The organism is Noviherbaspirillum suwonense (assembly GCF_900182955.1).
In the GTDB taxonomy this organism is placed as follows: domain Bacteria; phylum Pseudomonadota; class Gammaproteobacteria; order Burkholderiales; family Burkholderiaceae_D; genus Noviherbaspirillum_A; species Noviherbaspirillum_A suwonense.
Genome location: NZ_FXUL01000001.1, coordinates 405,732 through 429,663 on the forward strand (window position 1 = coordinate 405,732; position 23,932 = coordinate 429,663).

A 23,932-nucleotide genomic window follows, 5' to 3' on the forward strand; every position below is an offset into this window, starting at 1 on the left:
GCCGGCTGTGCTCGACTGTCTGCGCGGCAGTGCGCAGCTTGCTCCCGCCGCCGCACTGCCTCATTGCCGCGCGACGTGGCCGTAGCAGGCTTTCAGCCCGTCGTAACGGTAGAAGTGGCTGTCAGGACCTAGCCTGGCTGCATCGCACGCCGCCTTGAACAGCCTCTCCCTTTCGTTGAAGAGCATCTTCACCAGAATGTCGCCCTCTGCATTGCGATACGTATCCCATTGCATGTTGGCGGCCATCGGCGTCAACACTGCGCCGCGCCAGGGGTTGTTGTCGTAGCTGAAGGCCTGCGAGGCCGGCAGGGGAACGATCAGGTCCTTCAGGCCCAGCAGGGTCGCAAGCGGCATCGTGGTTTCCGCATGGCCGAAGCGGAGGTTTGCGGCGGTGCGCATGTCGCCGCGGGCGATCGCGTCCACTTCGTTGAAGAAGTCGTCGAGCAGCACCTGCGCCATGCGGTAGGTTGCTCCCCGGCTTGCCGGAATGCTCGGCCCCTTGGTAATGAAGTCGTGCGCGTCCGAAAGGCTGGACAGCGCCTCCAGCTCTTCGGGAAGAAAGTAGGGCGCGAAGTCCAACGCGGCTTCGCGGCTGAGCCCGGGCGCGATGACATACAGGTTGTATAGCATGTCCACGGCATCGGACAGGCTGCCGACGCCGGTACGGCCGTCGCCTGTGATCGTGTTGGTGAAGTTGCCGTCGTCCGACGTGAAGGTGTAACTGCCCGCATTGGTGAAGCGGTAGCGCCCATCGTCGATCTTGTCGACAAATGCCTTGCTGAACAGGCGCTCCATGATTGCCCGCTCGATCGACTTGGTCTGCGGATTGTCTTCGAGCTTGCCGATGGCGGCGAGGTAGGCGGGCGACTCGAGAAAGGCCTGGTAGTCCAGGCTGTCGAGGTAGGTCCGGTAATACGGGTCGGCAGGCGCATCGACTTTTTCTCCCTCCGGCTTGAGGGCGAAGAAATACAGCAGGAAGCGGTTGCTGCCGTCCGGCCTGGCCACCGGCGCGAGCGCCGGATAGCCGCTGGGGGCAGGCGGCCGGAACACCAGCGAGGCCAGCGTCGCCGACCCTGACGTGAGTGAGCGCGTGAAGAACAGCCCGCTGTCTTCGGCACGGTCGACCCCCGAACTGACCAGCACGATGCGGCGCGGCACGGTTTCAGCGGTCGCGCCCACCAGGTCGAAATGGCTTTTCATGCGACGCAGCATGCGCGCGGCGAGCTCCTGCTGTTCGGCAATGCCGAGCCGGGACAGATTGCCGTAGCCCGGACGCCCGATGTCCGGCACGCCAACACCGAGCAGCGCATTTGTTCGCATGAGCTTCAGGATGTCAGCGCCGAGTCTTTCACCGAGCGGGGTCAGCGCAGCGTCTTCCGCCGCCTTGCGCCAGATCGCGTACATGGCAAGGTCGTACTTGGGTGTGGCGAGTCCGCGCGATGCATGGCGTGCGACGAGCTGGGTGTGGACCGGCGCATAGCCGGCTGGCGGCGCTTCGTAGCTTGCCGCATCCTGTTGCGGCTGGTAAGGCGTCTTGGTGCCGTAAAAAGCGCGCGTATCGGCAGAAGCCGGACGGGCTGCGCCCTCGCCGCCGCAGCCGGACTGCACGAGCATGGTGATCAGCAGTAAAGCCAGGGAGATTTTTTTCATGTCAGGGTCTGAAGAGTGGTTGGCAAGAAAACGTGCACCATGGTCTGTGCGCCAATCAATCCGCTTGTTCCTCGACGCTGGCGAACTGCTATCGCTTGCGCAATGGGATCGCCGCTTTTCGAAAACCGCCGGGCCAGGACTCGCCTGGCTATCGTCACCATGGACATCACCTGCTTCATTCGCACCAGGGGCGAGCTGAACAAGCACTGATGGCAGGCCGGCGGCAAGTTAGCCGGTACGCTACCCATCGTCGATGCGTTCGCTGCCGCTTATCCAGGCTCCGCACTGAACGTGCGCTGCACCGGAGCCAGGAGCGCATTCCATTCTTCCATTCGGATGAAGTCACGTTGAATGAGAATTTCCCTGATTGCTGCCAACGTGTCCGGCATGTCCCGGACGCCCTGCACCAGCGCAGGCAGCCAGGCAGATTCCTTGCTTCCCGGAGTCCAGGTCTTCTCCGGCAACAGCGCCATCAGGTAATCGAGACGGCCGACCGTTACCGCCAGCGCGGCGCGTTCCTTCGTTTGTGCAAGTCGTGAGACGACCAGCCCGATCGCGCCAAGAAAGGCGCATGCTTCGGCAGAACCTGCTTCCAGCTTGCCGTTCGCCGCTGCCATGACAAGCGCGGTCAGCAGGGGGTTTTCCCAGCGTTCTTCAGCGCTACTGGACAGGTGCGCGTCTTTTACCTGGTAGCTTTTCGCGAGTCCGTGCGCGAGCAACTGCATTGCAATGGCGGGAGAAGCCTGCGCGACCATCACCACCATCATCGCCAAGTTCAGTTGCGTCAATAAGCGCGAACGCGCATCGACGCCGATCCTGTCCGCATTGCCGTCGAGCCAGGCGACCGCGCCCGAAAGGACATCGCATTGCCAAGCCTCGCCGGAAGGTTCGAATCCTGCGAGAGCGAAGCATGCGTTGGCGACGAGCCGTTCGCTCGCGTTGGCAAACACCTCTTCATTCACGTCGGGCAGCAAGCGCGGTGAAAAGAAGACGAAGTCGAGATGTGCGGCACTATCTTCCGTAGCCGACGGCGCCGGAGGCTGCCGCGACGAAAAGGCATACGTGAATGCCATCGACCGCCTTAGCACGTCGACCAGAAGCCGCGCCTCGCCGGCGTTATTCCAGCCTTGGGGCGCAACGCAATCAGCCGGGTGCAGGTGGCGTGAGTGGGTCTTGATCCAGGCTGGTAACTTGAGCAGGCGTTGCGGGTCCTCGCCCAGTTCTGCCGCCTGCCTGCGGCTCTTCAGCCAAGGCTCGCTCCAGGCATAGAAGCCGTGGCAGGTGCAGGCCAGCCGCTTGAAGTCCCGACGGTCTTCCACGCGCAGCATGATGTTGGGCAGCACGTCGTTTGGTAACGGTGAATACGCTTGAATGTTGCGCGTGGTGCGCGCTATTGAATTGGCCATTTGTCCGTTCTCCGGGTTATGCCGTTCATGAAATTGAACGGCACGTGCTAGTAACCCGGGAATGCGGCTTGTTCAGAAATGGTCGAACGGTGCGAACCACCAGAGCGTGATGTGTTGCCTTTACTGCCTGCGATCTCGCCTTCCTACTCCTGCGCCTTCCTCGTCAGCCCGAGATAGGTATCGATCACCTTCGGATCATTCGCAAGCTGCTCCGCCGGCCCTTCCAGCGCGATGTCGCCGGTCTCCAGCACGTACGCATAGTCGGCCACCTGCAGCGCCGCCCGCGCATTCTGCTCGACCAGCAGGATGGCGACGCCGGTCTCCTTGAGGCTGACGATGATGTGGAAGATTTCCTTGACGATCAGCGGCGCCAGGCCGAGGCTGGGCTCGTCCAGCATCAGCAGGCGCGGCTTGGCCATCAGCGCGCGGCCCACCGCCAGCATCTGGCGTTCGCCGCCGGACAGGGTGCCGGCGTCCTGCTTGCGGCGTTCCTTCAGGCGGGGAAAGAGCCGGTAGACCTCGTCGAGCTGGTCGCCGTAGTTGCGCTCGCCGGCCTTGTAGCGGCGGTAGCTGCCCAGCTGCAGGTTGTCTTCCACGGTCATGGTGGCGAACAGCTCGCGCTTCTCCGGCACTAGGCACATGCCGCGCGCGACCCGCGATTCGATCGCCACGCCGGTCAGGTCGCTGCCGTTGAGCATGACCTGGCCGCGGGCCGCGCCCGCGGCCGGCAGCGCGCCGGCAATCGCGTTGAGCATGGTGGACTTGCCGGCGCCGTTGGGGCCGATCACGGTCACGATCTGGCCCGGGGCCACGGTCAGGCTGGCGCCGTGCAGCGCCTCGACCTTGCCGTATCCCACGTGCAGGTCGCGTACTTCAAGTATCGGTGTGCTCATCAGGTCTCCGCGCCTTTAATCTATGCCGCCCAGATAGGCTTCCAGTACCGCCGGGCTTTGCTGCACGTCGGCCGGCAGGCCTTCGGCGATCTTGGTGCCGAATTCCATCACGACCAGGCGGTCGGTCAGGTTCATCACGAAGTCCATGTCATGCTCGACCAGCAGGATGCTCATGCCCTCGGCCTTGAGCTTTTTCAGCAGTTCGGCCAGCGCCTGCTTTTCCTTGTAGCGCAGGCCGGCCGCCGGCTCGTCGAGCAGCAGCAGGGTAGGGTCGCAGCACAGCGCGCGGGCAATCTCCAGGATGCGCTGCTGGCCCAGCGCCAGGCTGCCCGCTTCCTCGTACAGCAGGTGGCCCAGGCCGACCCGCTCCAGCTGCTTCCTGGCCTCGAACAGCAGCGACTGTTCCTCGACCCGGTTGGCGCGCACGATGCTGGTGGCGACGCCGGCGACGTCGCCGTGGCTGCCGCGCAGGTGCGCGCCGATGGCGACGTTCTCCAGCACCGACATGGTCGGCATCAGCCGCACATGCTGGAAGGTGCGGGCGATGCCGCGCCGCACGATGTCGCGCGAGGCCAGGCCGTCGATGCGCTGCAGCTTGCCGTCGTTGCGGAACAGGATCTCGCCGCGGGTGACGGGCAGCACGCCGGTCACCAGGTTGAACATGGTGGACTTGCCGGCGCCGTTCGGGCCGATCAGGCCCATGATCTCGCCGGCGCGCACGTCGAACTGCATGTCATTGACCGCAACCAGGCCGCCGAACTCCTTGCGGGCGCTTTTCACCTGCAGCACGACGTCGCCGTCCGCATGCTTGTCGCGCATGGGCAGCGCCGGCGCGGACGCGGGCGCGACAGCCTGCGGCGGCTGCGGGAACAGGCGGCGCACGAAGGGCCAGAGGCCGTCGCGCGCGCGTTGCAGCAGCAGCACCATCAGGACGCCGAACACGATGACCTCGAAGTTGCCGTTCGCGCCCAGCAGGCGCGGCAGCAGCGACTGCAGCTGGTCCTTGAGCAGCGTCAGCACGGTGGCGCCGAGGATCGCACCCCACAGGTGGCCGGCGCCGCCGACGACTGCCATGAACAGGTACTCGATGCCCTGGTTCAGGCCGAACGGCGTCGGGTTGACCGCGCGCTGCATGTGCGCATACAGCCAGCCCGAGATGCAGGCCAGCAGCGCGGCGATGACGAAGATCACGATCTTCATCCACGCGGTGTTGACGCCCATTGCCTCGGCCATCACGCCGCCGCCCTTCAGCGCGCGGATCGCGCGGCCGGGGCGCGAGTTGAGCAGGTTCTGCAGCGCGATGACGGCGACGACGACGACGAACCAGATCAGGTAGAACATCGCCCGGCCGCTGCCCAGCGCGACGCCGAACAGGCTGATCGCCGGTATGCCGTTCAGGCCGTCGTACTTGCCCAGGAATTCGAGATTCCCGAACAGGAAATACAGCGACAGCCCCCAGGCGATGGTGCCCAGCGGCAGGAAGTGACCCGACAGCCGCATCGTGATCGCGCCGATGAAGAAGGCGGCGCCGGCGGTGATGAGGATGCCCGCCGCCAGCCCGATCCAGGGCGACAGACCGAACTGCGTGGTCAGGTAGGCGGTCGCATAGGCGCCGAGGCCGACGAACGCGGCCTGGCCGAAGGAGGTGAGGCCGGCCACGCCGGTCAGCAGCACCAGCCCCAGCGCAACGATGGAATAGAGGCCGATGTAGTTCGCCAGCGTGATCCAGAACTCGGGCGTCGGCAGCAGCGGCAGCGCCGCCATCACGATGATGAACAGCAGGAATGACTTCTTCATTATTCTTCCTCCTCCTCGACATGCTTGGAGGTCAGCGAGCGCCACAGCAGCACCGGGATGATCAGCGTGAAGACGATCACTTCCTTCAGCGCGCTGGCCCAGAATGACGAATACGATTCCAGCAGGCCGACCAGCACCGCGCCGGCGGCGGCGATCGGATAGCTGCCAAGGCCGCCGATGATGGCGCCGACGAAGCCCTTCAGGCCGATCAGGAAGCCGCTGTCGTAGTAGACCGTGGTCAGCGGCGCGATCAGCACGCCGCACAGCGCGCCCATGGCGGCCGCCAGCGTGAAGGCGAGACGGCCCGCCTGCGTGGTGCCGATGCCGACCAGCCGCGCGCCGAGGCGGTTCACCGCGGTCGCCCGCAGCGCCTTGCCCGACAGCGTGCGCTCGAAGTACAGGTAGAGCGAGACGATCAGGATGATGGACACGGCGACGATCACCAGGCTCTGGCCGGAGATGGTCAGCGAGCCGACCTCAATGCGGGCGTCGGAGAACGGCGTGGTGCGCGAGCCTTCCGCGCCGAACATCACCAGGCCCAGCCCGATCAGCGCGAAGTGCACGCCCACCGAGACGATCAGCAGCACCAGCGTGCTGGCTTCGGCCAGCGGCTGGAAGGCCAGCCGGTAGACCATCGGCCCCATCGGGATCACGATGGCCAGCGCCAGCGCGACCTGGGCCAGCAGCGGCAGCGCCATGCCGGTCATGGCGCGGGCGGCCATGAACAGCGCAACAGGGAGCAACACGAACTTCACTGCCGCCACCGCGATGCCGCGCGCGGCGAAATGCCGCCGTTCGGCGCTGCGCAGCGTGCCGACGACTTCATAGGCGAAGCAGCACAGGCCCAGCGCCACCAGCAGCGTGGCCGAATGCGGAAAGCGGTTGGACTGCATCGCCGCCAGGGTCAGCGCCCCGAACGCGACGAACTCGCCCTGCGGGATGAAGATCACGCGCGTGACCGAGAAGACCAGCACCAGCGCCAGCGCCAGCAGCGCATAGATCGCGCCGCTGGTGATGCCGTCCTGCGCCAGGATGGCGGCTATCGATAAATCCATGTTTGATTCCCCGGAAGGAGGGCGTTAAAAAGGCGCGATTATAATCGCGCCCCGGCGGCTGCTATGGCTTGCTTACCTGGCGTCGCCGCCCAGTTTCCACTTGCCGTCGGCGATCTGCACCATCACACGCGAGCGCTGGTCGAAGCCCAGGTGGTCGGTTGCGCTCATGTTGAAGATGCCATGCGCGCCGGCCACTTCCTTCGTGTTTTCAATCGCGTCGCGCAGGCCCTTGCGAAATTCCTTCGTTCCCGGCTGGCCTGCCTTCAGCGCGGCCGGCACCGCGTTGGCCAGCAGCGCGCCGGCGTCCCAGGCATGGCCACCGAAGGTGGAGACGCTGCCGGCGCCGTAGGCTTTTTCATAGGCGCTCTTGTAGGTCAGCGCAGACTTCTTGACCGGGTTCGCATCCGGCAACTGCTCGGCCACGAGGATGGGGCCGGACGGCAGCCAGGTGCCTTCGCAGTCCTTGCCGCAGACGCGCAGGAAGTCGTTGTTGGCCACGCCGTGGGTCTGGTAGATCTTGCCCTTGTAGCCGCGTTCCTTCAGCGCCTTCTGCGGCAGCGCGGCCGGCGTGCCGGAGCCGGCGATCAGCACTGCGTCCGGGTTGGCCGACAGGATTTTCAGGATCTGGCCGGTGACGGACGTGTCGGCGCGGGCGAAGCGTTCATTGGCGACGACCTTGATCTTGCGGACGTCGGACAGCTTGGAAATCTCGCGGTACCAGCCTTCGCCGTAAGCGTCGGAAAAGCCGATGAAGCCAACCGTCTTGACGCCTGCGTCGGCCATGTGGGACAGGATCGCCGTGGTCATGTGGGAATCGTTCTGCGGCGTCTTGAACACCCAGCGCCGCTTCGCATCCTGCGGCTCGATGATGGAGGCGGAAGCGGCCATCGAGATCATCGGGGTTTCGGATTCGGCGGCGACGTCGGTCATGGCCAGCGAGTTGGGCGTGACGGTCGAGCCGATCAGCAGGTCGACCTTGTCTTCGCTGACGAGCTTGCGGGCATTCTTCACCGCGGTGGTCGGGTCGGTCGCGTCGTCGAGGACGATGTATTCAACGGTCTTGCCGGCGATGGTTTTCGGCAGCAGCGCGATGGTGTTCTTTTCCGGGATGCCGAGCGAAGCGGCAGGGCCGGTGGCCGACACGCTGACGCCGACCTTGATCTGGGCTGCGGCGGGGACGGCATACGCCAGGGCGAGAAGGGCGGGCAAGAGTGCGGCTGCGAATCTGGTTTTCATGCATGGTCTCCGGATTGATGAATGCTGTTTTGCGGGCTTGGCCCGTCGTCTGATGCGTCTGCCCCGGGCGGGCTGCAAAGGATGCGGCGCCGTCGCCGGCACGGACGGGGCCGGCAGCGCCTGCCCGCGATTTTTGCTGGCAGAACTATAGCATCAAAGGGAGGGATTTTGCCCCGTTTTGCTTGCCGGAGAGCATGGTGGAAACGGGGTGCAGTCTGTTTGCGGCTGAATTCTCAGGCCGAAAAAAGAGCGCCGTAACCGGCGCTCCAGATGCGTTGTAACCACCGGTATCTATTTGGCCAGATTGAAGTACGCAGTGAAGATCTGGCCGCTGTCGAGCGTGAGGAAAAGGGTATGGCAACCTGTGCTCGAAGGGGTCTTCCAGTTGTAGATGAACTGGTTGGCGGTGGCGTCGTAGCGCAGAGCGGTATCGCCGGCGGACGCGGTGTCGAGCAGGTCGGTCGGCTCGCTGGAAAAGGCGCCGCATTGGGTCGGCATGCTGTTGATCGACTTTACCGCGTCAAGCCTGGAAACAAAGGCGCCGGCTTCGTTCTTTAATTGCCATTTGACCGGATAAGTGCGCCCGGCCTTGCCGATATTGATGACGGGCGAGCCGTTGACGGGGGGCTTGAATCCGCTGAATGTATAAGGCGGAAGCGGCACAAGCAGCGGGGCGGGATTAAGTGCGAAAGCGCTGAGAGTGCCCACCGTGACAGCCTTTACGTTCGTCAGCGCGGGCGAGGGATCGTATACCCCTGCAAAATTAAAACCCCATGCCTGCACCGTGCCATCGGCAAGGAGCGCTAGTCCGTGGCTCCCGCGCACCGAGATCGCCTTGACGTTGGCCAGGCTGCTCGCATCATTGAACACTTTGGGAAACGTATCTCCCCATGGGACAACGGAGCCGTCACCCTGCAGGGCAAAGCTGTTGAGCCTGGTCGCCGCGATCTCCACGACACCAGTCAGGTTAGGCGGGACGTCAGTCTGAAAGGATTCGTTATCTCCCCATGCAAACACCTTGCCATCCTTCCGCAATGCCAGCGCATGGTTCTCGCCAGCGGCGATTGCCGTAATGTCGGAGACGAATGCAGGGACCTCGATCAGCGCTCCGTCGCTCACGCGCCAATCAATGACCGTTCCATCTTTTTTGAGCGCCATCGCATGTTTCTCGGACACGGCGATGGCGACTACATCGGTGAGAGCACCGGGAGCATACGGTCCGGATCGCGGGAAAGTGCCCAGAAACGTCACAGTGCCGTTGCGCCGCAATGCCATCAGGTAATTTGCGCCTGCCGCGATGGCAGTGACGTCGTTCAAGTCCGGGGGAGGCGTCACGAGCGCCGCGTTGGGACCCCAGACGACGATCGTGCCGTTGTTTCTCAGCGCGGCGGTGTACTGCAGGTCAGACGAAATCGCGCTGATATTGTCCAGGGGCGGGGACATGACCGGTATTTGAAGCAACTCTGGTGCAGCCTCGCCCCAGCCGATCGCTTGTCCTGGCATCAACGCCTGCGCGTTGGCTGCGGCTACTGTGCATGCGGCCAGCAAGCCTGCGCAGCAAACCTTCATGGACCAGTGGAAGAACTGCCGGAGCCGGAAACCATCCAATGAAAATCCAGGCGCTACCCTGTTGCGGGCGCGTGCCGCAGCCGTTTGAATGAACATGGCTTCTCCAGGTGGCGAGAGTGGAAAGACTTTAAGCGCACACCGGGATAGATGTGCGACAGTTCGTTAGTCGCACAAATTAACCGTTTGTTCATCAGGTTCCACCGGCCTTCAATGTCGTACAAACCGGCAATCCGGCCATCCTCACACCCCCAGGTAGCGCCCCAGAGCATCATGGTCCTGCGCCAGCGCCGCCGACTCGCCCGCCAGCACGACCCGCCCCTTTTCCAGCACCACCGCCAGGTCGGTATGGGCCAGCACCATCCGGTAGTTGCGGTCGACGATCAGCGTGCTGATGCCGGTCTCGCGGATCTGGCCGATCACGCGCCATATCTCCTGCACGATCAGCGGCGCCAGGCCCTCTGTGGCTTCGTCGAGGATCATCAGGGTCGGGTTGGTCATCAGCGCGCGGCCGATGGAGAGCATCTGCTGCTCGCCGCCGGAGAGCTGCGCGCCGCCGTTGTCGAGGCGCTCGGCCAGGCGCGGGAACAGGGATAGCACCCGGTCATAGGTCCAGGCGCGGCTGCCGTCGACGCCGGCGCGCGCGCTCATCACCAGGTTTTCACTGACCGACAGGTTGGGGAAGATGCCGCGGCCCTCGGGCACGTAGCCTATGCCCAGCCGCGCCATCTTTTCCGGCGGCCAGCCGGTCACGTCCCGGCCGCCCCAGCGCACGCTGCCCGCGGCCATCGGCACATAGCCCATCAGCGAGCGGATCAGCGTGGTCTTGCCCATGCCGTTGCGTCCCAGCAGGCCCAGCGCGCGGCCGGCGGGTATCTGCAGGTCCACGCCCTGCAGGATGTGGCTGTCGCCGTAGTAGGTGTTGACGCCGGCAACGTCCAGCATGGCGGCTTCAGTATTCATGGGATTCAGTGTTCATGGGCGTCGCCGAGGTAGGCGGTCTGCACGTCGGGGTTGACGCGGATGTTGTCGGGCGTGTCGCTGGCGATGACCTCGCCGTTGACCATCACGGTGATCCGGTCGGCGACGCGGAACACCGCGTCCATGTCATGCTCGACCAGCAGGATCGCATGGTCGCGCTTCAGGCGTTCCAGCAGCGACAGCATGCGCTCGGCTTCTTCCGCGCCCATGCCGGCCAGCGGTTCGTCCAGCAGCAGCACGCGCGGCCGGGTCGCCAGGCACATCGCGATCTCGAGCTGCCGCTTCTGGCCGTGGCTCATGCTGCCGGCCGGGCGCTCGGCGAAGCCGGCGAGGCCGGCCACCTCCAGCACCTCGCGCGCGATGCCGACGCTGGCCGCGCAGCCCCGCGCCGACTGCCACAGGTGCCAGGGCCGCTGCAGCGCCGCCTGCGCGGTGAGCCGGCAGTTTTCGAGCACGCTGAACTGCGGGAAGATGGTGGTGCGCTGGTAGCTGCGGCCGATGCCGGCGCGGGCGCGCTTCGGCTGCGGCCACGCGGTGGCGTCGACGCCGTCGAGCTTCAGCATGCCTTCCGACGCGGCGATCTCGCCGGACAGCATGTTGATCAGCGTCGACTTGCCGGCGCCGTTGGTGCCGATGACCGCATGCAGTTCGCCGACATGCAGGTCGATCGACACCGCCTTCACCGCGGTCAGTCCGCCGAAGCGGCGGGTCAGCGCGCCGGCCTGCAGCAGCGGCTGGGAATGATGGGCATCAGTGTGCATGGCCGGCCTCCGGTGAACGCTTCCAGCGCCTTGCCAGGCCGATCAGGCCCTGTGGCATCAGCGCGACGAACAGGATCATCGTCAGCCCCAGCGTGAGCTGCCAGCGCTCGGCGATGCTGCCGAGGATGGCCGACGATGCATAGAATTCCTTGAGCAGCACGAAGGCAATCGCGCCCAGCACCGCGCCGCGCAGGCTGCCGAGACCGCCTAGGATGATCATCATCAGCACGCCGCCGGACTCGTGCCAGGACAGCAGCTCCGGGTTGACCGCGCCGTTCTTGGCGGCCATCAGGAAGCCGGCCACGCCGGCCAGCATGGCCGCCAGCACGAAGGCGGCCAGCTTGTACCAGTAGGTGTGGTAGCCGGCGGCGCGCATGCGCTGCTCGTTGATGCGGATGCCGGCCAGCGCATGGCCGAAGCGCGAGCGCAGCACCGCCGCCAGCAGCGCATAGGTGGCGACCAGGCAGCCCAGCGCCAGGTAATAGACATGGCTGGATTTTTCCAGGTCGAGCAGCGTGACGCCGCCTGCCGCCAGCACCGGCCGCGAGGTCAGGAACATGCCGTCGCTGCCGCCGCCGATCGGCGTGTCGTGGAAGACGAAGTAGGCCATCTGCGCGAATGCCAGCGTGACCATGATGAAGTAGACGCCGCGCGTGCGCAGCGACAGTGCGCCGGTCACCAGCGCATACAGGCCGGCGGCCAGCATCGCCGCCGGCAGCAGCCAGGCGATGGACGCGGCATTGTCGCCCGAGGCCAGCACCGTCACGTAGGCGGCGATGCCGAAGAAGCCCGCGTGGCCGAGGCTGACCAGCCCGGTGGTGCCGACCAGCAGTTCGAGGCTCAGCGCAAAGATCGCATAGACCATGATGCGCAGCACCAGGTCGCTGCCATAGGACGACAGGAAGGACGGCAGCAGGGACAGAAGCACTGCGACCGCCAGCGGCAGGAGCGATGCCTGCAGGCCGCGCCGCGACGCTCCGGCCGGCGCGGCGGCGAGGGGAAGAGGGGTGGACGTCATGATCAGTAACCTTTGCTTTTCAGGCCTTCGGGGCGCCAGATCAGGATCAGCGCCATCAGCACGTAGACGCTGATGCCGCTGTACTGAGCGAAAAACACCTTGCCGAAGGTGTCGACGAATCCGACCAGCAGCGACGCGATCAGCGCGCCGGAAATCGAGCCGATGCCGCCGATGACGACCACCACGAAGCAGATGATCAGGATCTGGCCGCCCATGCCCGGATAGACCGAGGCAGCCGGCGCGGCGATCATGCCGGCCAGCGCGGCCAGCGCGACGCCGGCGGCAAACACGATGCGGTACAGCAGGCGGATATTGATGCCCAGGCCGCGCACCATGTCGCGGTTGCTGGCGCCGGCGCGGATCATCATGCCGAGCCGGGTGCGGTTGACCACAAAGTACAGGCCGATGGCGACGACGATACAGGCGGCGGAGGCGAACAGGTTATAGACCGGGTAAGTCATGACGCCGCCCAGCGAAAGCCCGCCGGAAAGCCATGGTGGCGCGGTCACGCCGTGTACGTCGTTCCCGAACAGCATGCTGCGCACTTCCTCGAACACCAGGATCAGCGCATAGGTCATCAGCACCTGCTGCAGGTGGTCGCGCTGGTACAGGTAGCTGAAGAAAATCCATTCGAGCACGAAACCAAGCAGCGCGGACAGCACGATGCCCGCCAGCAGCTGCAGGATGAACTGGTCGCCGAACAGCGGCGCCAGCGCGAACGCCATGTAGGCGCCTATCATGTAAAAGCTGCCGTGGGCCAGGTTGATCACGCCCATGATGCCGAAGATCAGCGTCAGGCCGCTGGCGACCAGGAACAGCAGCAGGCCGTACTGGACGGCGTTCAGGCACTGGATGAGGAAGGTGGGGAAATCCATGTTGTTCCAGGTTGGCCGGAGGGTCAGGTTATGTACAAAATCGCAGGGTGTAATGAGCGAAGCGCATTACACCCTGCGTGTCGCCGCGCTGCGCGTGTCAGCGTGAAGAGCTGACGAAAAAATCGTAGGGTGTAATAACCGAAGGGCATTACACCATTGTTCGTCACGCAAGGCTGCCGCGGACATGCGACCGCCGGTGGTGTAATGCGCTTTGCTTATTACACCCTACGTTTCGTCGCGCCGCACGTGTCGCCGTGCGGCGCTTGCCACCTTACATCTTGCAGCCCTTCGCCGGGTCGGCCAGCGCCTTCACCGCCACGCCCTTGACTTCATTGACATTGCCCTTGACCTGGCGCAGGTAGATGTCCTGCACCGGGTTGTGCGCGGGCGACAGCTTGAACTTGCCACGCGGGCTGTCGATCACGGCGGTTTCCATGCCGGCCACCAGCTTGTCGCGGTTCTTGATGTCGCCGCCCGCGGCCTTGAGCCCGGCGCCCAGCATCTGCGCGGCATCGTAGCCCTGCACCGCGTAGACGTCGGCATTGACCTTGTAGGCCTTGGCGAAGGCCAGCCGGAATGCATTGTCGCGCGGCGTGTTGAGGTTGTCGGCGTAATGCAGCGTCGTGTACATGCCCTGCGCCGCCTCGCCCTGCGCTTCCAGCGTGCCGTCGGTCAGGAAACCGGGCCCGTAGAGCGGCGCACTTTTCATCAGGCCCGCGGCCGCATAGTCCTTGACGAACTTGACTGCGCCGCCGCCAGCGAAGAAGGCGTACACGGCGTCCGGCTTCTGCGACGCGATCTGCGTCAGCAGCGCCTGGAATTCCACTTGCGGGAAGGGCAGGTTCAGCTGCTGGCTGACCTTGCCGCCCGCCGCCTCGAAGCCTTCGACGAAGCCCTTGACGGACTCGTTGCCGGCCGCGTAATTCCAGGTGATGGTCATGACCTTCTTGTGCCCGCGTTCGGCCGCGACCTTGCCCATCGCATAGGCGGGCTGCCAGTTGGAAAAGGAGCTGCGGAAGATGTTCTTGCCGCACATCGGTCCCGTCACCACGTCGGCGCCCGCGTTCGGCACGATCAGCAGCGTGTTGGACTCCTTCGCCGCCTTGGCCATCGCCAGCGCGACGCCCGAATGCACGGTGCCCACCAGCACGTCGACCTGGTCGCGCTTGATCAGCTTGTTGACGTTGTCGGCGGCCTTGGCCGGGTCCGACTCGTCATCCACCTTGAAGTACTGCACCTCGTTGCCGCCGAGCTTGCCGCCCTGTTCGGCGACATACATCTTGAAGCCGTTTTCTATCATCGTGCCGAGGTTGGCGAAAGTGCCGGTTGCCGGCAGCATCAGGCCAACCTTGATCGGCGCGTTCTGCGCCTGCGCATGGCCGACCAGCGCGAGCGCGGCTGCGGCGATGGCAAGGCGCGCGGTGGTGACGGCGCTGGACGTGAAGCGGGCAGATGTGAAGCGGTTGTGCATAAGGTCTCCTCAAGGTGCTTGTCGGTGCTGCGTTTGTTATAGGTCGATTACCGCTGTTTCCATTACCTGCCCGATTCAGCCGTGGCTGCGGATAAAGTCTCCCGCCTCCCTGTGCAAGGCATCCGGCTGATCCCGGTGCGGCGAATGGCCGCACCGCGGCAACACCAGCGTGCGTGTCTGCGACGCCTTTCGGGCAATGCCGTAAATCTGCTCCAATGTTCCGTATTCATCGTCTTCGCCCTGTATCGCCAGCACCGGGCAGCGGATGTCGGCCAGCGCAGCCTCGATGTTCCAGTCCCTGAACGCCGGGTCCAGCCAGATGTCGTTCCAGCCCCAGAAGGCCGAATCGACGTCGGCATGGTAGCGCGCCAGACGCTCGCGCAGGCCGCCGGACAGGTAGGCTTCGCGCGCCTCGCGGATGCTTGCGACGCTGACGTCCTCGACGACAATATGCGGAGCGAGGACGATAACACCGCGCAGCTTTTCTGCAAAGCGCGCCGCATGCAAAAGCGCGATGGAGCCGCCGTCGCTATGCCCGAACAGCCAGGGACGTTCCACATCCAGCGCGGCCAGCAGCGCCGGCAGCACTTCCAGCGCCTGGCGGTGCATGAAGTCGGGCTGCCAGCGTTCGCCGGCCGGGCGCGGGGTCGAGTTGCCGTAGCCGTAGCGGGAATAGACCAGTCCGCGCAAGCCATTGCGTTCGCAGAACTGCTGCGGGAAATCCTTCCACATCGCCACCGAGCCCAGTCCTTCGTGCAGGAACACCATGACCGGCAGCGCTGGGTCGTCGTCGCCGACCCACTGCACTTCGAGCGACAGCGGCCGGCCGCGCCAGTCGATCTCGACCATGGACGGCGCCGAAGGATCCCGTTCCGTCATCTCAGCCCTCCAGCGCGCGCAGCTTGAAGCGCTGTATCTTGCCGGTGGCGGTCTTGGGCAAGTCCTCGACGAACACGATGTCCCGCGGATACTTGTGCGGCGCCAGCCTTGTCTTCACGAACGCTTTCAGGTCGGCGCACAGCGCCTCCCCGGCGGCCTGGCCGCTGCGCGGCACGACGTAGGCAATGGTCTTGGTCAGTCCCTGTTCGTCGGCCCGGCCCACGACCGCGCACTCCAGCACCGCCGGGTGCGCGATCAGCGCCGACTCCACCTCGATCGGCGACACGTACTGGCCGCTGACCTTCAGCATGTCGTCGCTGCGGCCGGCATAGGTGTAATAGCCTTCGGCGTCCATCACATACTTGTCGCCGCTCTTGACCCAGTCGCCCTGGAAAGTGGCGCGGCTCTTGTCGCGGTTGGTCCAGTACATAAGCGCCGCGCTCGGGCCGCGGATGTACAGGTCGCCGACTTCGCCGACGCCGACCGGTCGGCCCTGGTCGTCGCGCAACTCGATGTCGTAGCCCGGCACCGGCTTGCCGGTCACGCCATAGCGCACGTCGCCGCTGCGGTTGGACAGGAAGATGTGCAGCATTTCGGTCGAGCCCAGCCCGTCGAGGATGTCGGCGCCGAAGTGCTCGCGGAAACGCTCGCCGACCTCGCGCGGCAGCATCTCGCCGGCCGAGGCGCAGATGCGCAGCGCGGTCTGCTCTCGCGCCGGCAGGTCCGGCGAGGCCAGCATGCCGACATACAGCGTGGGCACGCCGGCAAACACCGTGGGCCGGTGCGCGACCAGGCGCTTGAAGACCGCCTGCGGCGTCGGCCGCTCGGCCATCAGCACGGTGGTCGCGCCGACCGACAGCGGGAAGGTCAGCCCGTTGCCCAGGCCGTACGCGAAGAACAGCTTGGCCGCTGAAAACACCACGTCGTCCTCGCGCACGCCCAGCACCGGCTTGCCGTACAGCTCGGCGGTCCAGTACAGGTTCGCATGGGAATGCACGGTGCCCTTGGGGCGGCCGGTCGAGCCGGATGAATACAGCCAGAACGCGAAGTCGTCGCCATGGGTGTCTGCATGGCCGTCCGCGGCCAAGGGCGGCGTGTCCAGCAGGGCGGCGAAGCGGGTCGCGTTTTCCGGCAGCGCGTCGATGTCGCCCGACACCACCAGCCGGGGCGACTTGCCGGACCTGGCGATCGCCTGCTGCACCGCGGGCAGCAGGGCGGCCGACACCAGCACCACGCGAGCGCCGCAGTGGGCCAGCATGTAGGCATAGTCGTCGGCCGGAAGCAGCGTATTGACCGGCACCGGCACGATGCCGGCATACATCGCGCCGAGCAGCGCGACGGGCATGTCGACCGTGTCCTGCATGACGACCAGCACCCGTTCCTCGGGCCGCAGGCCGAGCGCGAGCAGGCCGGCGGCGCAGCGTCGTATGCGCAGGTCGAGTTCGCCGTAGGTCAGGGTTTCGGTGTCGTCGATGTAGGCCGGCTTGGCGGCGCGCGCCCGGTTGGCGTCGAGCAGGTGCCGGGCGAAGTTGAAGCGCTCGGGCGGGCTGGAAATGGTCTGGTGCATGATGTTTCCTCGGCTTCCTTGCAGATGGGAGCAGTCCGCCTCAGGCGGCGGGCGTGAAGTGAATGGCGCCCTGGGGCAGCAGGTAGAGCACCAGCGCGCGGCCCTGGCTCACCGTGGGATGGTGGGCGCTGCCCGGTTCATAGACGCACCACCCGGCCGGATGGCCGTCGAATTGCGCGCCGGGCGTCAGCGGCATGATGAGGTCGATTTCGCCGTTCGGATGGCTATGGTGCGGTCCGGCAAGGTCGTTCATGTCGACCACGTCGACCGAAAAGCCGTGGGTCGCATCGCTTGCCTTCAGCACGCGCCCGTAGCGGATGCCGCCGCCTTCGCGGCTGCAGAGCCAGCCCTCGGCGACGCCGGTCCGGCAGGCCGCCAGCAGCGCGTCGTAGAGGTCGCTGCCGGGGCCGAAATCGGCATTCAGGCGGGCTTCCAGCCTGGTATCGAGCGGCGTTCCGGCAATCTCGCCGGTCAGCCGGGCGACAAGCGTTTGGAACTCGTTGACGTCCATATGCGGTCTCCTCGTGCAGCACTTCGCTTATAGTGAGTGCCTTTATTTTTATGTTGAATGCAATTTATATTGCATCGTGAATCGAGTGTACATGCACTATCTTGCAATGGTCAAGACCGAAAGTCATACTATAATTCATCGCACTATCATGGCGGGATGCACGGCATCCGGCAACCACGGGTAAAAACATGACGGACCTTTCCGATCCTATTAAAGACCCTTTCCTGATCACGCTGGGCGAGCGCCTGAAGATGCTGCGCGCCCGGCGCGGCATGACCCGCAAGGCGCTGGCGCGGCTGGCCGACGTGTCCGAACGCCACCTTGCCAATGTCGAATCCGGCGTCGGCAATGCATCCATCCAGTTCCTGCGGCAATTGACGCTGGTGCTCAACTGCACGCTGGCCGAGATGATCGGCGACGAAACCGCGTCGTCGCCGGAATGGCTGATGATCCGCGAGATCCTGCGCGGCCGCTCCGAAACCGAGCTGGCCAAGGCGCGCGCGGCGATGTCCGACCTGTTCGAGACACCCACCAGCGAAAGCGCGCGCCGCCAGCGGGTGGCGCTGGTCGGCCTGCGCGGCGCCGGCAAGTCGACGCTGGGCCAGATGCTGGCCGATACCTGGATGGTGCCCTTCATCGAATTGAACCGGCAGATCGAAACCCTGGCCGGCTGCAGCATCGCCGAGATCCATGCGCTGTATGGCGCGACCGCATATCGACGCTACGAATACCGGGCGCTGGAAGACGCGATCCGCCGCTTTCCCAGCGCCGTGATCGCCACGCCGGGCGGCATCGTGTCCGACCCGGCCACCTTCAACCTGCTGCTGTCGCACTGCTACACGGTATGGCTCAAGGCCAGCCCGGAAGAGCACATGGAGCGGGTGCTGGCGCAGGGCGACAAGCGCCCGATGTCGGGCAACCGCGAGGCGATGGACGACCTGCGGAACATCCTCGACAGCCGCGCGCAGTTTTATTCGAAGGCGGACCTGACATTCGATACCAGCGACATCGCGCAGGAAGCGGCATTCATCGGCCTGACCGAGCAATTGCGCGGCAAGGCGCTGGCGGGCGCGCGGAACGGGGGGTAGGGAACGGACTGGCAGGATGGGGGTACGAAAAACGGCCGTTGCAACCCGTGCAACGCAGCCCTAGAAAGGTTTCATGCCATGTTCACCCATTGCAAGCTTCAAATCGATGCCGAGACGAGTAGAAAAACGATCATCGAATTTCTCGAGTCAGCGGTAGCCCTGGACAAATCCGGCGGAAAATCGCATCTGCGGGCCGTCGAGAAAACGTACCGGAACAAGGACGGAAGCATCTCGACAGTCACGAAGTTATTCGTGCGATCAGGCAAGGAAAGCCCGATCAAGTGGTTCAGGAATTTATTCAATGGCGAGCACGAACATGCGCTGGCCGCCAAGGTCTTGCAAACCCGCCTGCAGTACCGGGCCAGCAAGGATGAAGATCCCCGTAGCGGTCTCTCATCCGCCCTTTCGAAAAGCAGCAATGCGCTGATGACGGCCGGGTTCAAGTCCGAATACAGGAAGAATGGCGTTCCCCTTTCCGTCGTGGCGGACGTGTTCCCGAAGCCCGCGGCGCGCAACTCGGCGCCGATCAACTAGGCATCCGCCACTGAAATCCTGATTCCGCCAGCATCCGGGAAACACCTGGCTTCGTCCGGTGTTTCCCGGAACTCACCTATCAAAGCAATTCCGAATCGAAATGCAATTCAATTCTTGACGCATCCAATAAGATGCAATATAGTGCTTTCACACCCTCGTTAATGCACCATATTGCTTCAAAGGATGACGCCATGAGCACAACGCCGCAGGTCGACTACGAAACTTCCCCCGCGCAATACAAGCATTGGACGCTGTCCTGCGACGGCCCGATCGCCACGCTGACCATGAATGTCAATGAAGACGGCGGCCTGCGCGACGGCTACAAGCTGAAGCTCAATTCCTATGACCTGGGCGTGGACATCGAACTCAACGACGCGGTGCAGCGCATCCGCTTCGAGCACCCGGAAGTGCGCACCGTCGTCATCACCAGCAGCCGCGACCGGATCTTCTGCTCGGGCGCCAACATCTTCATGCTGGGCAAGTCGTCCCACGCATGGAAAGTCAACTTCTGCAAATTCACGAATGAAACCCGCAACGGCCTGGAAGATTCCAGTCGCAACGAGGGCCTGAAATTCATCGCCGCGGTCAATGGCGCCTGCGCCGGCGGCGGCTACGAGCTGGCGGCGGCCTGCGATGAAATCATCCTCGTCGACGACCGTTCTTCGTCCGTCAGCCTGCCGGAAGTGCCGCTGCTGGGCGTGCTGCCCGGCACCGGCGGCCTGACCCGGCTGACCGACAAGCGCCGCGTCCGCCACGACCTCGCCGATATTTTTTGCACCACGTCCGAAGGCGTGCGCGGCCAGCGCGCGGTCGACTGGAAACTGGTCGATGCGATCGCCAAGCCGGCGGTGTTCAAGGAAACGGTGCAGAAGCGCGCGCAGGAACTGGCCGCGCTGAGCGACCGGCCCGCGGAAGGGCGCGGCGTGACGCTGGCGCCGCTGGACAAGACGGTCAGTCCCGATGGCATCGAGTACCGGTATGTCGGGATCGCGATCGACCGCAATGCCCGCAACGCGGTGCTGACCGTGCGCGGCCCGCAAGGCCCGCAGCCGACGACCGTCGCGGCGATCGAGGAAGCCGGCGCGCAATGGTGGCCGCTGCAGATGGCGCGCGAACTCGACAATGCGATCCTGCACATGCGCACCAATGAACTCGACATCGGCACCTGGCTCCTGAAGACCGAAGGCGACGTGCAGGCCGTGCTGGACGCGGATGCGGCGCTGCTGGCCAACCAGTCGCACTGGCTGGTGCGCCAGACCATCGGCCTGCTGCGCCGCACCTTCGCCCGGCTGGACGTGTCCGCGCGCTCGCTGTTTGCGCTGGTCGAGGAAGGCTCCTGCTTTGCCGGCACGCTGCTCGAAGTCGCGCTGGCGGCCGACCGCATCTACATGCTGGCGCTGCCCGACAGCCCGGAGACCGCGCCGAAGATCGCGGTGTCGGAAATGAATTTCGGCCTGCTGCCCATGGTCACCCGCCAGTCGCGGCTGCAGCGCCGCTTCTACGATGACGAGGGCACGATCGCGAAGGTGCGCGAGACGCTGGGCCAGCAGCTCGACGCCGACCAGGCGATGGACCTCGGCCTCGTCACCTTCAACCCGGACGACATCGACTGGGCCGACGAGACCCGCATGGCGATTGAGGAGCGCGCCAGCATGTCGCCGGACGCGCTGACGGGCCTGGAAGCCAACCTGCGCTTCAACGGTCCCGAGACCATGGAGACCCGGATCTTTGGCCGCCTCACCGCGTGGCAGAACTGGATCTTCATCCGCCCGAACGCGGTGGGCGAATTCGGCGCGCTGAAGGTCTACGGCAGCGGCAACAAATCCCAGTTCGACATGAACCGCGTGTAAGCAGCTTCGACGACTACAACGTACAGACAAGGAAAATACCGTGAGCACAATCGACTACAGCGAAAAGATTCCGAACAACGTCAACCTGTCGGAAGACCGCACCCTGCAGCGCGCGCTGGAGCACTGGCAGCCGAACTACCTGCAGTGGTGGCGCGACATGGGGCCGGACGGCTCGAATGGTTTCGACGTCTACCTGCGCACCGCGATCAATGTCACGCCGGAAGGCTGGGCCAACTTCGACTACGTGAAGATGCCGGACTACCGCTGGGGCATCTTCCTCGCGCAGAAGGACGAGAACCGCAAGGTCAATTTCGGCGAGCACAAGGGCGAGGCTGCCTGGCAGGACGTGCCCGGCGAACACCGCGCCAACCTGCGCCGCATGATCGTCACGCAAGGCGACACCGAGCCGGCATCGGTCGAGCAGCAGCGCCACCTGGGCCTGACCGCGCCGTCGAACTATGACCTGCGCAACCTGTTCCAGATCAACGTGGAAGAGGGCCGCCACCTGTGGGCGATGGTCTACCTGCTGCACAAGCATTTCGGCCGCGACGGCCGCGAGGAAGCCGAGGCGCTGCTGCAGCGTAATTCGGGTTCGCAGGACAACCCGCGCATCCTCGAAGCGTTCAATGAAGAGACGCCGGACTGGCTGGCCTTCTACATGTTCACCTACTTTACCGACCGCGACGGCAAGTTCCAGCTGAACGCCTTGTCTGAGTCCGGCTTCGACCCGCTGTCGCGCACCTGCCGCTTCATGCTGACCGAGGAGGCGCACCACATGTTCGTCGGCGAGTCGGGCATCTCGCGCGTGCTGGCCCGCACGGCCGCCGTGATGAAGCAGCATGGCATCGAGGACCCGGAAGAAGTGCGCCGCCACGGCGTGATCGACCTGCCGACCATACAGCGCTACCTGAATTTCCACTTCAGCGTGACCATCGACCTGTTCGGCGCGGACCAGTCGTCGAATGCGGCGACCTTCTACACCACGGGCCTCAAGGGCCGCTATGAAGAGACCAAGCGCGACGACGACCACCTGCTGAAGGGCGGCCAGTACAAGATCCTGGACATTGCCAACGGCCAGCTGGTCGAGCGCGAAGTGCCGATGCTCAATGCGCTCAATGAAGTGCTGCGCGACGACTACATCCGCGACTCGGTGGCCGGCGTCGCGCGCTGGAACCGGGTGCTGGAAAAGGCCGGACTGGCGTTCCGCCTGGTCACGCCGCACAAGGCGTTCAACCGCCATATCGGCACGTTCGCCGGGCAAAAGGTGTCGCCGGACGGGCGCGTGATCTCGGAAGCCGAATGGGCGGCGAACGTGCGCAACTGGCTGCCGAGCGAGGAAGACCGCGCGTATGTCGCCTCGCTGATGGGCCGCGTGGTCGAGCCGGGCAAGATGGCCAACTGGATCGCGCCGCCGCCGGTCGGCATCAACCGCCAGCCGGTCGACTTCGAATACGTCCGGTTCAACTAGGCCCTGCCCGAACGCAGCCCGGCCGCTCCACCCGGCCGGGCTGCCAGCACAACAAACGGAAGCACCACGCCATGAACGCTCCTGAACAGATCGTGCTGATCCGACAGCACCTGATCGATCCCGAGGTCTGCATACGCTGCAACACCTGCGAGGAAACCTGCCCGATCGACGCCATCACGCACGACGGCCGCAACTACGTGGTGGACCCGGCGATCTGCAATGGCTGCAATGCCTGCATTTCGCCATGCCCGACCGGCTCGATCGACCACTGGCGGACCCTGCCCAAGGCCGCTGCCTACAGCCTGGAAGAGCAGTTCAGCTGGGACGAGCTGCCGGCGCAGCAGGACGTGCCGGACGACAGCCTGGTCGAGGCCGCCGTCGCGGCCGCGGCCGAGGAAACGCCGGTCGAAGGCATGCAGGTCAATGCCGCGCTGTCGCCCAGTTCGACCATCGCGCCGTGGTCGGCCGCGCATCCGTATGTCAACCTGTACCTGAACAGGAACCCGTTGACGGCCACCGTCGCCGGCAACTACCGGCTGACCGCGGTCGACACCGAGAGCGACATCCACCATATCGTGCTGGACTTCGGCACCCAGTTCTTTCCGATCCTGGAAGGCCAGTCAATCGGCATCATCCCGCCCGGCGTGGATGAAAATGGCAAGCCCCATTACATCCGCATGTACTCGGTGGCCAGCCCGCGCAACGGCGAACGCGAGGGATATAACAACCTGTCGCTGACGGTCAAGCGCGTGGTGTCCGACCATGAGGGCCGGCCGGTGCGCGGGATAGGCTCGAACTACCTATGCGACCTGCAGAAGGGCGACACGGTGCAGGTGACAGGCCCGTTCGGCGCCAGCTACCTGATGCCCAACCATGCCGGCTCCAACATCCTGATGATCTGCACCGGCACCGGCTCGGCGCCGATGCGGGCCATGACCGAGCATCGCCGTCGCATGTTCGCGAAGGGCGAACCGCTGCCCGGCAAGCTGATGCTGTTCTTCGGCTCGCGTACGCCCGAAGAGCTGCCGTACTTCGGCCCGCTGCTGAAGCTGCCGCCGGCCTTCATCGACATGCACCTGGCGTTCTCGCGCCAGCCCGGCCAGCCGCGCGCCTATGTGCAGGACAAGCTGCGCGAAGCCGGGCCGGCCGTCATCGAACTGCTCAACAGCGACAGCTATGTCTATATCTGCGGCCTCAAGGGCATGGAGGCCGGCGTGATGGACGCGCTGCGCGACACCTGCGCGGCGGCCGGCGTCGACTGGCCCGCGCTGCATGCGAAGATGGTGCGGGACGGCCGCTTCCATGTCGAAACCTATTGAAAGACAA

Annotated in this window: 20 protein-coding genes; 5 read left to right on the forward strand and 15 right to left on the reverse strand. The window is 64.9% G+C overall.

Annotated elements, in window-relative coordinates; translation table 11 throughout:
- Nucleotides 1-60 precede the first annotated feature (60 nt).
- From QOL82_RS01885 to QOL82_RS01955, 15 genes are all read right to left on the reverse strand, one after another.
- The gene (locus QOL82_RS01885; protein ID WP_283440519.1) at nucleotides 61-1,650 is read right to left on the reverse strand and encodes a histidine phosphatase family protein; all 1,590 of its coding nucleotides are present in this window, start codon (nucleotides 1,648-1,650) and stop codon (nucleotides 61-63) included.
- A 269-nt stretch (nucleotides 1,651-1,919) separates the two neighbouring features.
- On the reverse strand, nucleotides 1,920-3,056 hold the full coding sequence (locus QOL82_RS01890) for a hypothetical protein (RefSeq protein ID WP_283440520.1): 1,137 nt from the start codon (nucleotides 3,054-3,056) through the stop codon (nucleotides 1,920-1,922).
- Nucleotides 3,057-3,199: 143 nt separating this feature from the next.
- Nucleotides 3,200-3,949, reverse strand: coding sequence for an ABC transporter ATP-binding protein (locus QOL82_RS01895; RefSeq protein WP_283440521.1), 750 nt, complete (start codon nucleotides 3,947-3,949; stop codon nucleotides 3,200-3,202).
- Nucleotides 3,950-3,964: 15 nt separating this feature from the next.
- On the reverse strand, nucleotides 3,965-5,746 hold the full coding sequence (locus QOL82_RS01900; RefSeq protein ID WP_283440522.1) for a branched-chain amino acid ABC transporter ATP-binding protein/permease: 1,782 nt from the start codon (nucleotides 5,744-5,746) through the stop codon (nucleotides 3,965-3,967).
- Nucleotides 5,746-6,801 carry a branched-chain amino acid ABC transporter permease gene (locus QOL82_RS01905; RefSeq protein ID WP_283440523.1) on the reverse strand — a complete coding sequence of 352 codons (1,056 nt, stop codon included), beginning with the start codon at nucleotides 6,799-6,801 and terminating at the stop codon, nucleotides 5,746-5,748. Before QOL82_RS01905 ends, QOL82_RS01900 begins: the two co-directional genes overlap by 1 nt.
- 72 nt (nucleotides 6,802-6,873) lie before the next feature.
- Complete coding sequence (locus QOL82_RS01910) at nucleotides 6,874-8,037, reverse strand: ABC transporter substrate-binding protein (RefSeq protein WP_283440524.1); 1,164 nt, start codon at nucleotides 8,035-8,037, stop codon at nucleotides 6,874-6,876.
- Nucleotides 8,038-8,328: 291 nt separating this feature from the next.
- Nucleotides 8,329-9,702, reverse strand: coding sequence for a PxKF domain-containing protein (locus tag QOL82_RS01915; protein WP_283440525.1), 1,374 nt, complete (start codon nucleotides 9,700-9,702; stop codon nucleotides 8,329-8,331).
- A 144-nt stretch (nucleotides 9,703-9,846) separates the two neighbouring features.
- Entirely contained in the window at nucleotides 9,847-10,548 is a 702-nt protein-coding gene (locus tag QOL82_RS01920) for an ABC transporter ATP-binding protein (protein WP_283440802.1), read from the reverse strand.
- Nucleotides 10,549-10,571: 23 nt separating this feature from the next.
- A complete protein-coding gene (locus QOL82_RS01925) occupies nucleotides 10,572-11,345 on the reverse strand; it encodes an ABC transporter ATP-binding protein (protein ID WP_283440526.1) in 774 nt (257 codons plus the stop codon).
- Nucleotides 11,335-12,363, reverse strand: a complete 1,029-nt coding sequence (locus QOL82_RS01930; RefSeq protein ID WP_283440527.1) for a branched-chain amino acid ABC transporter permease — start codon at nucleotides 12,361-12,363, stop codon at nucleotides 11,335-11,337. The genes QOL82_RS01925 and QOL82_RS01930 overlap by 11 nt, the downstream gene beginning before the upstream one ends.
- 2 nt (nucleotides 12,364-12,365) lie before the next feature.
- Nucleotides 12,366-13,238: a branched-chain amino acid ABC transporter permease gene (locus QOL82_RS01935; RefSeq protein ID WP_283440528.1), complete on the reverse strand. Its 873-nt coding sequence runs from the start codon at nucleotides 13,236-13,238 to the stop codon at nucleotides 12,366-12,368.
- A gap of 271 nt (nucleotides 13,239-13,509) precedes the next feature.
- The gene (locus QOL82_RS01940; RefSeq protein WP_283440529.1) at nucleotides 13,510-14,709 is read right to left on the reverse strand and encodes an ABC transporter substrate-binding protein; all 1,200 of its coding nucleotides are present in this window, start codon (nucleotides 14,707-14,709) and stop codon (nucleotides 13,510-13,512) included.
- 75 nt (nucleotides 14,710-14,784) lie between these two features.
- Nucleotides 14,785-15,588 carry an alpha/beta fold hydrolase gene (locus QOL82_RS01945; protein WP_283440530.1) on the reverse strand — a complete coding sequence of 268 codons (804 nt, stop codon included), beginning with the start codon at nucleotides 15,586-15,588 and terminating at the stop codon, nucleotides 14,785-14,787.
- A gap of 1 nt (nucleotide 15,589) precedes the next feature.
- Nucleotides 15,590-17,155: a benzoate-CoA ligase family protein gene (locus QOL82_RS01950; protein WP_283440531.1), complete on the reverse strand. Its 1,566-nt coding sequence runs from the start codon at nucleotides 17,153-17,155 to the stop codon at nucleotides 15,590-15,592.
- A gap of 40 nt (nucleotides 17,156-17,195) precedes the next feature.
- The gene (locus QOL82_RS01955) at nucleotides 17,196-17,666 is read right to left on the reverse strand and encodes a DUF4863 family protein (protein ID WP_283440532.1); all 471 of its coding nucleotides are present in this window, start codon (nucleotides 17,664-17,666) and stop codon (nucleotides 17,196-17,198) included.
- A gap of 137 nt (nucleotides 17,667-17,803) precedes the next feature.
- On the opposite strand from QOL82_RS01955, the gene QOL82_RS01960 reads away from it, so the two are divergent.
- The 5 genes from QOL82_RS01960 to boxA all read left to right on the forward strand — a co-directional run bounded on the left by QOL82_RS01960 (nucleotide 17,804) and on the right by boxA (nucleotide 23,925).
- Nucleotides 17,804-18,754 carry a helix-turn-helix transcriptional regulator gene (locus QOL82_RS01960; protein ID WP_283440803.1) on the forward strand — a complete coding sequence of 317 codons (951 nt, stop codon included), beginning with the start codon at nucleotides 17,804-17,806 and terminating at the stop codon, nucleotides 18,752-18,754.
- 78 nt (nucleotides 18,755-18,832) lie between these two features.
- On the forward strand, nucleotides 18,833-19,288 hold the full coding sequence (locus QOL82_RS01965) for a hypothetical protein (protein ID WP_283440533.1): 456 nt from the start codon (nucleotides 18,833-18,835) through the stop codon (nucleotides 19,286-19,288).
- 191 nt (nucleotides 19,289-19,479) lie between these two features.
- Complete coding sequence (gene boxC, locus QOL82_RS01970) at nucleotides 19,480-21,138, forward strand: 2,3-epoxybenzoyl-CoA dihydrolase (protein WP_283440534.1); 1,659 nt, start codon at nucleotides 19,480-19,482, stop codon at nucleotides 21,136-21,138.
- 40 nt (nucleotides 21,139-21,178) lie between these two features.
- Nucleotides 21,179-22,606: a benzoyl-CoA 2,3-epoxidase subunit BoxB gene (boxB, locus tag QOL82_RS01975; RefSeq protein ID WP_283440535.1), complete on the forward strand. Its 1,428-nt coding sequence runs from the start codon at nucleotides 21,179-21,181 to the stop codon at nucleotides 22,604-22,606.
- Nucleotides 22,607-22,677: 71 nt separating this feature from the next.
- Nucleotides 22,678-23,925, forward strand: a complete 1,248-nt coding sequence (gene boxA, locus QOL82_RS01980; protein ID WP_283440536.1) for a benzoyl-CoA 2,3-epoxidase subunit BoxA — start codon at nucleotides 22,678-22,680, stop codon at nucleotides 23,923-23,925.
- The last annotated feature ends 7 nt before the right edge of the window (nucleotides 23,926-23,932 follow it).

What these genes read in the sequence shown, in the direction of transcription:
- QOL82_RS01905 (WP_283440523.1), bottom strand. Translation starts at nt 6,801, where the DNA reads ATGGATTTATCGATAGCCGCCATCCTGGCGCAGGACGGCATCACCAGC.
- QOL82_RS01925 (WP_283440526.1), bottom strand. Translation starts at nt 11,345, where the DNA reads ATGCACACTGATGCCCATCATTCCCAGCCGCTGCTGCAGGCCGGCGCG.
- QOL82_RS01945 (WP_283440530.1), bottom strand. Translation starts at nt 15,588, where the DNA reads ATGACGGAACGGGATCCTTCGGCGCCGTCCATGGTCGAGATCGACTGG.
- QOL82_RS01935 (WP_283440528.1), bottom strand. Translation starts at nt 13,238, where the DNA reads ATGGATTTCCCCACCTTCCTCATCCAGTGCCTGAACGCCGTCCAGTAC.
- boxC (WP_283440534.1), top strand. Translation starts at nt 19,480, where the DNA reads ATGAGCACAACGCCGCAGGTCGACTACGAAACTTCCCCCGCGCAATAC.
- QOL82_RS01940 (WP_283440529.1), bottom strand. Translation starts at nt 14,709, where the DNA reads ATGCACAACCGCTTCACATCTGCCCGCTTCACGTCCAGCGCCGTCACC.
- QOL82_RS01885 (WP_283440519.1), bottom strand. Translation starts at nt 1,650, where the DNA reads ATGAAAAAAATCTCCCTGGCTTTACTGCTGATCACCATGCTCGTGCAG.
- QOL82_RS01910 (WP_283440524.1), bottom strand. Translation starts at nt 8,037, where the DNA reads ATGAAAACCAGATTCGCAGCCGCACTCTTGCCCGCCCTTCTCGCCCTG.
- QOL82_RS01900 (WP_283440522.1), bottom strand. Translation starts at nt 5,746, where the DNA reads ATGAAGAAGTCATTCCTGCTGTTCATCATCGTGATGGCGGCGCTGCCG.
- QOL82_RS01950 (WP_283440531.1), bottom strand. Translation starts at nt 17,155, where the DNA reads ATGCACCAGACCATTTCCAGCCCGCCCGAGCGCTTCAACTTCGCCCGG.
- QOL82_RS01920 (WP_283440802.1), bottom strand. Translation starts at nt 10,548, where the DNA reads ATGCTGGACGTTGCCGGCGTCAACACCTACTACGGCGACAGCCACATC.
- QOL82_RS01930 (WP_283440527.1), bottom strand. Translation starts at nt 12,363, where the DNA reads ATGACGTCCACCCCTCTTCCCCTCGCCGCCGCGCCGGCCGGAGCGTCG.
- QOL82_RS01915 (WP_283440525.1), bottom strand. Translation starts at nt 9,702, where the DNA reads ATGTTCATTCAAACGGCTGCGGCACGCGCCCGCAACAGGGTAGCGCCT.
- boxA (WP_283440536.1), top strand. Translation starts at nt 22,678, where the DNA reads ATGAACGCTCCTGAACAGATCGTGCTGATCCGACAGCACCTGATCGAT.
- QOL82_RS01965 (WP_283440533.1), top strand. Translation starts at nt 18,833, where the DNA reads ATGTTCACCCATTGCAAGCTTCAAATCGATGCCGAGACGAGTAGAAAA.
- QOL82_RS01890 (WP_283440520.1), bottom strand. Translation starts at nt 3,056, where the DNA reads ATGGCCAATTCAATAGCGCGCACCACGCGCAACATTCAAGCGTATTCA.
- QOL82_RS01955 (WP_283440532.1), bottom strand. Translation starts at nt 17,666, where the DNA reads ATGGACGTCAACGAGTTCCAAACGCTTGTCGCCCGGCTGACCGGCGAG.
- QOL82_RS01895 (WP_283440521.1), bottom strand. Translation starts at nt 3,949, where the DNA reads ATGAGCACACCGATACTTGAAGTACGCGACCTGCACGTGGGATACGGC.